At 65.6% G+C, this 8,884-nt stretch carries 7 protein-coding genes and 3 pseudogenes; 7 read left to right on the forward strand and 3 right to left on the reverse strand.

Annotated features, from left to right (window positions below):
- Together CAPSK01_RS01760 and CAPSK01_RS21385 are read right to left on the reverse strand one after the other, a co-directional pair.
- Positions 1–356, reverse strand: a 356-nt coding sequence (locus CAPSK01_RS01760) for a sulfite exporter TauE/SafE family protein (protein ID WP_273702876.1), incomplete at its 3' end; no start/stop codon positions are given.
- A gap of 468 nt (positions 357–824) precedes the next feature.
- Entirely contained in the window at positions 825–974 is a 150-nt protein-coding gene (locus CAPSK01_RS21385) for a hypothetical protein (RefSeq protein WP_273702877.1), read from the reverse strand.
- Positions 975–1,012: 38 nt separating this feature from the next.
- Here CAPSK01_RS21385 and CAPSK01_RS01770 point away from each other — a divergent pair, with 38 nt between their 5' ends.
- The gene (locus tag CAPSK01_RS01770; protein ID WP_273702896.1) at positions 1,013–1,531 is read left to right on the forward strand and encodes a YbfB/YjiJ family MFS transporter; all 519 of its coding nucleotides are present in this window, start codon (positions 1,013–1,015) and stop codon (positions 1,529–1,531) included.
- Positions 1,532–1,620: 89 nt separating this feature from the next.
- Positions 1,621–1,881, forward strand: a pseudogene (locus tag CAPSK01_RS01775) (3-methyl-2-oxobutanoate hydroxymethyltransferase); the annotation flags it as partial.
- Between the two features lie 84 nt (positions 1,882–1,965).
- Here the strand turns inward: CAPSK01_RS01775 and CAPSK01_RS21390 are convergent.
- Positions 1,966–2,115 (reverse strand): annotated as a pseudogene (locus CAPSK01_RS21390) (transposase); the annotation flags it as partial.
- Between the two features lie 95 nt (positions 2,116–2,210).
- Here CAPSK01_RS21390 and CAPSK01_RS01780 point away from each other — a divergent pair.
- The 5 genes and pseudogenes from CAPSK01_RS01780 to CAPSK01_RS01810 form a co-directional block, all read left to right on the forward strand.
- Positions 2,211–2,877, forward strand: a pseudogene (locus tag CAPSK01_RS01780) (alcohol dehydrogenase catalytic domain-containing protein); the annotation flags it as partial.
- Positions 2,878–3,566: 689 nt separating this feature from the next.
- Positions 3,567–3,956, forward strand: coding sequence for a transposase (locus tag CAPSK01_RS01795; RefSeq protein ID WP_034921483.1), 390 nt, complete (start codon positions 3,567–3,569; stop codon positions 3,954–3,956).
- Between the two features lie 113 nt (positions 3,957–4,069).
- On the forward strand, positions 4,070–7,162 hold the full coding sequence (locus tag CAPSK01_RS21395; RefSeq protein WP_273702878.1) for an EAL domain-containing protein: 3,093 nt from the start codon (positions 4,070–4,072) through the stop codon (positions 7,160–7,162).
- Positions 7,163–7,445: 283 nt separating this feature from the next.
- Positions 7,446–8,552: an AAA family ATPase gene (locus CAPSK01_RS01805; protein WP_034921485.1), complete on the forward strand. Its 1,107-nt coding sequence runs from the start codon at positions 7,446–7,448 to the stop codon at positions 8,550–8,552.
- Positions 8,553–8,884: DUF5682 family protein (locus tag CAPSK01_RS01810; RefSeq protein ID WP_034921488.1), on the forward strand; the 332-nt coding region annotated here is incomplete at its 3' end.

Genomic DNA, 8,884 nt, shown 5'->3' on the forward strand with positions numbered 1-8,884 from the left:
GGCAGGCGAAGCGCCAGCAGCGCGTACGTCGCCAGCACGGCTCCGAGCGCCATCGACGGCCAGCGCGAGGACCCGGACGCCAGCAGCGGAATGCCCAGCGCCGTCCCGACGCAGGCGAACAGCATCATGACGGCCAGGCGGCGCGTGATCCGGCCGGCGCCCGGGCCGGCGACGAACTGCCAGACGTTGGTGACCAGCGACGGCACGACCAGCAATGCCGCCGCCTGGACGGGCGCCATCACGAGCCCGAGGGCGTCCATCGCCACGGTGGGCAGGCCCATGCCGACGACGCCCTTGACCCAGCCGGCGAGCAGGAACACGAGTCCCACGAAAACGAGGGCGGTATGCGAAAGCATGGCGGTCTTCCTGGGTCGGGTCGGCAGCGCCCACTGTACCGGTCCGGCCGCCCGCGCGTCGCATGAGCCGTTGAGTCGCCTGGCGAATTCGGGTAGCAGTGGGTCCGGCCGCCCGCGCGTCGCATGAGCGATTCGAATGCGTCGCATCAAACCGTTTCACGCTCGCTTCGCGCACGGCGCCGGATGATGCCGATCAAACGTCGCGCACGGGCCACGGCCCGGCGCACCCCATCGACACCACAAGGAGGAAGGCACCTTGAACGAGAACCGCCCGGGCCACATCGCGTCGCTGCTCATCGTGCTGGCGCTCTCGCTCGGGCCGACCGTGTCCACCGGCTTCGCGCGCTTCGCCTACGGCCTGCTCCTGCCGTCGATGCGCGACGAGTTCTCGTGGTCGTATTCGACCGCGGGTCTGCTCAATACCGCGAACGCGATCGGCTACTTGGCCGGCGCCATCGCCGTCTTCATCTATGTCGGCCGCATCGGCAACTGCCGGCTCTTCGAAGGCGGCCTCGCCATGACCTCGGTCGCGATGATCGCGACCGGCTTCGCTTCGGACTTCGCGTGGCTCATGGCCTGGCGCTTCCTGGCCGGCACGTTCGGCGCCGCCGTGTTCATCTGCGGCGGCGCCCTGACGGGAAGCCAGTCGCAACTCCATCTGCGGATGCGGCTACATCACCTACATGACCTTCGTCATCGCCTGGATGAAAGGCAGGCAGTTCACGCCGCCCGAGATCGGCCTGTTCTGGGGCTCGCTCGGGCTGGCCGTCATGGCGTCGCCGTATCTGTGGCGTGCGTCGCTCGCCTCCAGCCTCGGCGGGCGCACCCTCGGCGCGAGCTGTGTTGTCCTCACCGGCGCGACCGCCCTGCTCTCCGTCGACGCCTCGCTGCCGATGATGCTGCTCTCGGCCTGTCTCTTCGGATCGTCGATGTTCACCGGGCCGGCCGCCATCACAGTCATGGTCCGCAACGGCTCCCCGCGGGAAACCTGGGGCGCCGGCATCGCCGGCTTCACGATCGCCTTCGGCCTCGGCCAGGCCGTCGGCCCGGTGGTCTCCGGCTGGATCGGCGATCTCACCGGATCGCTGACCCTGGCACTCCTCGTGTCGTCGGCCATCCTGGCCACCGCCGCCGCCATCGCCTTCCTCCAGAAGGACGTCCGCGCCCCCGCGTAACGCAGGAACTCATCAATCCAATTCAAGGACCGCAAGCCATGTCCGTACACGCCACGACCCGACGCAACACCATCATCGATCTCCAGAAGATGAAATCCAACGGCCAGCGCATTCCGGTGACGACCGCCTACGACGCCAGCTTCGCCGCCTTGTGCGAGGCGGCCGGCGTTCCCATGCTGATCGTCGGGGATTCGTTGGGCATGGTGATCCAGGGACACGACTCGACGCTGCCGGTCCGGGTCGAAGACGTGGCCTACCACGTCGCCGCCGTCCGGCGCGGCTGCAGCCGGCCGCTGATCGTGGCCGACATGCCCTTCGGCACCTTCCAGGAATCCAAGGATCTGGCCTTCCGCAATGCCGCGCAGCTTATGGCCGCCGGCGCACAGATGGGTCTGACATTGGAAGGTCTGGTGGGCGCCGACGTGAAGCACGTCATGGTCGGCGTGGCCGCAGCGGGTGCAACGGAAGCCTTCGGGCCAGCGGGCCTTTTCCAGGGCGGCCTCGCATTGCGCCTCTGTGCCGAACTGTTCAAGAAATCCGGGCAGCGACAAACCCGGCTGAAATTGGACGCGATTCATTGCCATGGCATGAGCCTCCTTAATGGGTTGGCAACCAACCAGTATGCGCCTTCTGCTTGAAAAATCTCGGGCTCGCTGAAACCTCTTGCTAATCAGGAGGCATTTTGATCGAGCAGGACGACGCGGGTTACCGCGCCGCGGTGAAAGACCTCGACGAGGCGCAGCTGCCGGAAGGCGACGTCACCATCCGCGTGAGCCACTCCACCCTGAACTACAAGGACGGGCTCGCCATCACCGGCAAAGGCCCCGTCGTGCGGCGGTTTCCGATGGTCCCCGGCATCGACCTCGCGGGCGTCGTCGAGAGCACGACGCACCCGGACTACAAGGTCGGCGACGCCGTCGTCCTCAACGGCTGGGGCGTCGGCGAAGTCCATTGGGGCGGCCTCACCCAGAAAACCCGCCTGAAGGGTGACTGGCTGGTGCCGCTGCCCAAGGCGTTCTCGCCGCAACAGGCCATGTCGATCAGCACCGCCAGCTACACCGCCATGCTCTGCGTGCTGGCCCTCGAGCGCCACGGCGTGACGCCGACCCACGGCGAGCTCCTGGTCACGGGCGCGGCCGGCGGCGTCGGCAGTGTGGCCGGCGCGGTGCTCTCGAAGCTCGGCTACAAGGTGGTGGCGGTCAGCGGGCGCGTCGAAGAGGCCGACGACCTCAAGCGGCTCGGCGCCGCCGACGTGCTGCCGCGGGCGAAGTTTTCCTCGCCCGGCAAGCCGCTGGACCGGCGCCGTCGACGTGGTCGGCAGCCATACCCTGACCAACGTCTGCGCCAAAGTGCCCTCTCCGTACTGCTGATGACGGCCACGGCATAGCCGCGGCGCTCGAGGGCGCGCGTGCTGCCGCCAGAGGGCATTGCGCCGATAACTGTATGAAATACAGTTATCGGGTCTCGAGTGCTCAACCCGAATCCCCATGGCTACCGGCTGCACGCCCGCTTGCACGGCCGTTTATCGCCGTCGCCGGCCCGAATGCACCGTGCTCTATCGCACCGTGCAGACGCCCCTCACCACCTGGCTCGAACTCCCCTGTGACCGTCGGCAGGGCGCTGGTGGTCCGGCCCATGTCGAGCGGGAGTTCCACCGCTCTCTCGAATGCGGGATTCTCGCGCATGGCTTTGCCCGCGCTCGATGCGCCCAGTGCGGTCACGATTTTCTCATCGCCTGGTCATGCAAAGGTCGTGGTGTCTGTCCCGCTTGTAACCCCCGGCGAATGGTCGAAACCGCTGCCCATCTGACCGACCACGTTTTGCCGCGACTGCCGGCCCGCCAGTGGGTGCTGTCGGTTCCCAAGCACCCGCGTTTTTCCCCTCGAACACGATCCGGCGATCGAGACGCTGGCGCTGCGCATTTTCCTGAGCGTGGTGGAACAAGCCTTGCGCCGCGCCTGCCCGGCTGCGGGTTCGGATTCCCGACTCGGGGCGCTTGCCTTCATCCACCGCTTTGGCGCGCTGCTCAATCCGCATGAGCATTTCCCACTGCCTCGTCATTGAGAGTGTCTTCGAGGCGGACGCCTCGGGGGCGGCGACGTTTCACGAAAGCCGTGCCCCCGACCAGAAGTGGCTCAACGAAGTGCAGGCCAAGGTCCGCCGCCGTCTGCTGCGCGCGCTGACCCGGCGCGGTGTGCTCGAGCCGGAAGACGCCGAGACGATGGCGAACTGGGATCACGGGGGCGGTTTCTCGGTCGACGCCAGCGTGCGCATCGAAGCGGCCGACTGCCATCCTCGTGCTGCGATTCTGGCGAGGTTTTCAGGCTCCGTCGGCACGCTTTCCCCGAATCACGACTGCTGTCAGGGCCTATCAGAGCCTGGAACACTTGCGGAAGTGGCGTTGGATCTCATATCCTTGTCATGACTTTCATTATCGTGGGTATTTTGCAAAGTCATGACCGTGTGGTGCCGTTGGATTTCCTATCCTGATAAATCGCGGCGCGGACATTGATTCCGTCGCATGATCGCGGAGGGACTATGGGTCTTGCACTCCGCTCTGTGCCTTGGCGGCCATCGTCGGATGATCGGCTCATTGCCGCCGGCCGCCGCGCACTGACCACCGGCGTCACCCTGCTGCTGGTGCTGCTGGCGGTTTTGCTCGGCCTCAATCTGTGGCGCGATTACGGGCGCTCGGTCGAACTGACCACGGTCACTTGCCAGAACCTTGCTCGCCTGCTCGCGCAGCAGATCGCTGCAACCTCGCGCAACGTCGACATCACGCTGCTCAGTCTGAGCAACGCGCTACGCCACCGCGGCGGCGATATCGACGAACTCGTCGCTTACCACCACCAGATGTTGCCGGAGTCGATTTCGATTCTTGTCTTCAACCAGCAGGGAGAACTCATTGCCGGTGGCCCGCCGGGCCAGCACATCAGCGTGCAGGACCGCGACTATTTCGTTGCGCTGCGCGATGGATCGGGGGACGGCCTCGTCGTCGGAGCACCGGTCGTCGGTCGCCTCTCGAATGTCTGGCTGCTGCCCTTCGCGCGCCGTGTCGACGACGCAGACAGCCGTTTCTCCGGCATCGTTCTGGCGGGCGTCGAGTTGCACCATTTCGACGTACTGTTCCGCTCGATCCAGCTCGGCACCAACGGCGTCATTGCGCTACGTGACGCTCAGTTGCGTTTGATCCAGCGCTATCCTGAACCGCAGTCCTTCGGCGTCAATGTCGGGCAGCAGCCGACGCAGGAAGTGGTCTGGCAGCTGTGGCAAGAAGGCCGTGAGGAGCAAATCTTCGGCGCTGCCTCGAGCGTCGACCAGATCGAGCGAGTGTTCGTGATGCGACGGATCGGGGAGTATCCGTTCACGCTGTTCGTCGGCCAGAGCATTACCGACGGCCTACGCGAGTGGCGGCTGACCGGCTGGATTTCGCTCGGGATCTTCGTTTTCGTCGCCACGGTCACCCTGAGCTTCACGCTGCTCATCAACCGCAGCTGGTGGCAACAGGAAGAGGCTCTGCTGGAGGCGCGCGAAGCGCAGCAGCGTTACCGCTCGGTGATCGCCGCAATGAGCGAAGGAGTGGTCGTCGAAAACGCCAACGGCCGTGTGATAGCGCACAACCCGGCAGCGGCAACGATGCTTGGCGATCCTGACCCCAGCAGCGGCTGCCTTGACTGGGAAAACCCGTACTGGCGCGTACTGAACGACGCCGGCCAACCGTTTGCCCGCGAGTGCCTGCCGTGGCGCCTCTGCTTCGCCAGTGGCTTGCCACAGGATGCCGTCATTATCGGTGTCGAGCGTCCCGACCAGCCGCTGTGCTGGTTGTCGGTCAACGTTCGGGCGATTCTCGCGCCGGGCGAACGCGCAGTGCACGCGGTGGTGACGACGCTGACCGACATCACGCAGCGGCGAGCGGCGGACAATGAACTGCGACTGGCCGCGTCGGTGTACCGGGCGAGCGGCGAAGCGATCATGGTCGTCGATTCGGAACAGCGAGTGCTTTCGGTTAACCCGGCGTTCACCCGCATCACCGGCTTCGACGGCGCGGCGCTTCTTGGCAAGATCCCGGCCTGCCTCGACGCTCGGCCGACAACTGGCGGGCCAAGCTTCCTCGACTGCCTGGCGCAAGATTCGGCGTTGCAGGTCGAAGTCTGGTGCCGGCACCACGACGGCGCAAGCTTCCCGGTGTGGGCGAGCGTCGACGTCCTGGCCGATGAGCACGGCGGAGCCAGACGCAAGGTCATCATGTTTGCCGACATTTCGGAGCGCAAGCGCGCTGAACAGACGATCTGGCGGCAAGCCAACTACGATCCGCTGACCGGTCTCGTTAACCGCAACCTATTTGCTGGCCGTCTGCAGCAAGAAATCGAGCGGGCACGGCAATCGGGCAAGCGCGTCGCCTTGTTGTTCGTCGACCTCGATCGCTTCAAGGAGGTCAACGACACACTGGGTCACCACTACGGCGACCTGCTGCTGAAGGAGGTGGCGTCGCGACTGCGCGATTGCATCCGGCGTTCCGACACCGCCTCTCGATTCGGCGGTGACGAGTTCGCCGTCCTGCTGCCGCGCCTCGTCACCAGCGAGCAGGCCACGCTGATCGCCACCAAACTATTGCAGAGCCTGTGCCAACCGTTCGCGCTCGACATCGATGCAACGCATTTATCGGCGAGTGTCGGCATCGCCGTTTTCCCGGACGACGGTGACGACGTCGAAACACTGTTCCGCCATGCCGATCAGGCCCTGTACTCGGCGAAGGACGGCGGACGCAACGCCTTCGCTTACTTCACGCCGGCGATGCAAGAAGCGGTGCGCGAACGGCAGCAGATGCACAATGACCTACACGGGGCATTACGTCGCAACGAATTCGCTGTTCATGTCCAACCGGTCGTCTCCCTGCCGGACAGTCGGGTGGTCAAGGCGGAAGCGCTCTTGCGCTGGTGGCACACGGGGCGGCAGGAATTCGTTAATCCAGCCTTATTCGTTCCGCTGGCGGAGGATTTCGGACTGATCGGCGAAATCGGCGAATTCGTTTTTCGCACCGCCGTTCAAGCCGCCCGCGGCTGGATCGACGGCAGCCTAGGCCGCCTCCAAATTGGCATCAATGTCTCGGCCCGCCAGTTTGCCGGTGAACGGATGCCGACCGATTGGATCAACTGGCTACGCGACATCGACATGCCCAGAGAACTCGTTGCTCTCGAAATCACCGAGAGCCTATTGCTCGACGAGCGCCGCGAACCACACCAGAAGCTGGCCAGTTGTCGCGACGCCGGCCTGCAGATCGCGATCGACGACTTTGGCACCGGCTATTCGTCGCTCGCCTATCTGAAGCGCCTCGCCGTCGATCTGCTCAAGATCGACCAGTCCTTTATCCGCGATCTCGAGCACGACCCAACCGACCGGGCGCTGGTCGAGGCGATCATCATCATGGCGCACAAGCTCGGTCTGGCGGTCATCGCCGAAGGCGTCGAGACGCAAGCGCAACGCGACTTTCTGGTTCAGGCGCACTGCGATTTTGCGCAGGGCTACTACTTCGCCCGGCCGATGCCACTCGAGGCTTTCGCCGAGTCCCTGCGCGCTGCTGGCGGCCACTGGGTACTTGCCGGTAGCGATCCAGATGCGGCCGCTAGCTGACGCGGCACCTGACGAACTTCCCCTCGCCCGCCCGTCGGAGAGGGATCGGAGAGCGAAATGGGAAATTCGCCGAATCCGCCGCGACCACGTGTCGGCCTGGGATTGATCACGAGTCGGGCGGCACGCTAACGGTCATGACTTTGCAAGGCACCCCGGATCATGAAAGTCATGACCGTTTCCCTCTCCCCCGACCCCTCCCCCACAAGTGGGGAGGGGAGATTCGTGAGTCGCTGACGCGACTTTCACATTAATATCCCTCTTTCGCCCAGCCAGAATTGCCGCCATGTCCCAACCCCGTCCTGATGCGCCCGCCGCCCAGCGGCTGCCTGCCGAACTGCTCTATTCCGACGAGCTTGCCCATCTGGCGGCGCACGACCAGGCACCGAAACCGCCAGGCTGGAATCTTTCGATGCCGGCCGTGCTCGATTTCATTGCCGGCGCGACGGTCAAGGGCAAGCGTATCCGGCAGAAGATCGTCTGCGCCCCCAGTCTGATCGAACGGGCACTGGTGACGCTCGCCTCCAGTCGCGCGCTGTTGCTGGTGGGCGAACCGGGCACCGCCAAGAGCCTGCTTTCGGAACTGTTGGCCGCGGCCGTCTGTGGCACCAGCACCCTGACCATCCAGGGCAGTGCCGCCACCACCGAGGACCAGATCAAGTACGGCTGGAATTACGCGCTTCTCCTCAACGACGGCCCCAGCCCGCAGGCGCTCGTTCCGTCGCCGCTCTATCGCGCGATGCAGCAGGGGCGCATCGCCCGCTTCGAGGAAATCACCCGCTGCCCGCCCGAGGTGCAGGACAGCCTGCTCTCGATCCTCTCCGAGCGTCTGCTGATGGTCCCCGAACTGCCGGCGGCAAGCACCGTCTTCGCCTGCCCCGGCTTCAATCTGATCGCCACGGCCAACACTCGCGACCGCGGCGTCAATGAAATGTCGGCGGCGCTCAAGCGTCGTTTCGCCTTCGAAACTGTCTTCCCGATCGCCAGCCACGACAGCGAGCTGGCGCTGGTGATCAGCGAGGTGTCGCGCCTGCTGGCCCAGGATCGCGTCCCGGTCACGCCCAACGAGCCGCTGATGGACGTTCTGGTGACGACCTTCCGCGACTTGCGCCAAGGCGTCGATCGAGAAGGCGGCGCCGGCGAGAGGCTGTCGAGCGTGCTCAGCACCGCCGAGGCGGTCAGCGTCGCCCACGCGGTCACTTTGCGCGGCTATTACCTGCGCGGCGACAACGGTGACGCCACCGGTCTGGTCGAGGCCCTGGCCGGCGCCGCGGTCAAGGACAATCCGGATGACCTCAAGAAACTGCGCCGCTACATCGAGCACCGCGCGGCCAAGCGCAACGGCGAACATTGGGCGGCCTTCCACGCCGCCCGGCAGGCGCTGCCGCAGTAGATGTCGCCGCGCCTGCTCGGCATTCGCCACCATAGCCCGGCCTGCGCCCGGCTGGTGGCGCACCGGATCGCGAGCGAGCGCCCCGCCGCCGTCCTCATCGAGGGGCCGGCGGATTTCAACGCCCGCCTCGATGAACTCCTGCTCGCGCACCGCCTGCCGATCGCCCTCTTCAGCTACCGCAAGGACGACGCGGGAAGCGGGCAATGCTGGTTCCCCTTCGTTCGTCACTCGCCGGAGTGGGTGGCGTTGACCGCCGGACGGGCCAGCGGCGCCGAGGTCCGTTTCATCGACCTGCCGCACTGGCAATACCGCACCGTTTCCGATCAGGAGCG

It is taken from the genome of Candidatus Accumulibacter vicinus, assembly GCF_000584955.1.
In the GTDB taxonomy this organism is placed as follows: Bacteria; Pseudomonadota; Gammaproteobacteria; order Burkholderiales; family Rhodocyclaceae; genus Accumulibacter; species Accumulibacter vicinus.

What these genes read in the sequence shown, in the direction of transcription:
- CAPSK01_RS21385 (WP_273702877.1), bottom strand. Translation starts at nt 974, where the DNA reads ATGAACACGGCGGCGCCGAACGTGCCGGCCAGGAAGCGCCAGGCCATG.
- CAPSK01_RS01795 (WP_034921483.1), top strand. Translation starts at nt 3,567, where the DNA reads ATGAGCATTTCCCACTGCCTCGTCATTGAGAGTGTCTTCGAGGCGGAC.
- CAPSK01_RS21395 (WP_273702878.1), top strand. Translation starts at nt 4,070, where the DNA reads ATGGGTCTTGCACTCCGCTCTGTGCCTTGGCGGCCATCGTCGGATGAT.
- CAPSK01_RS01805 (WP_034921485.1), top strand. Translation starts at nt 7,446, where the DNA reads ATGTCCCAACCCCGTCCTGATGCGCCCGCCGCCCAGCGGCTGCCTGCC.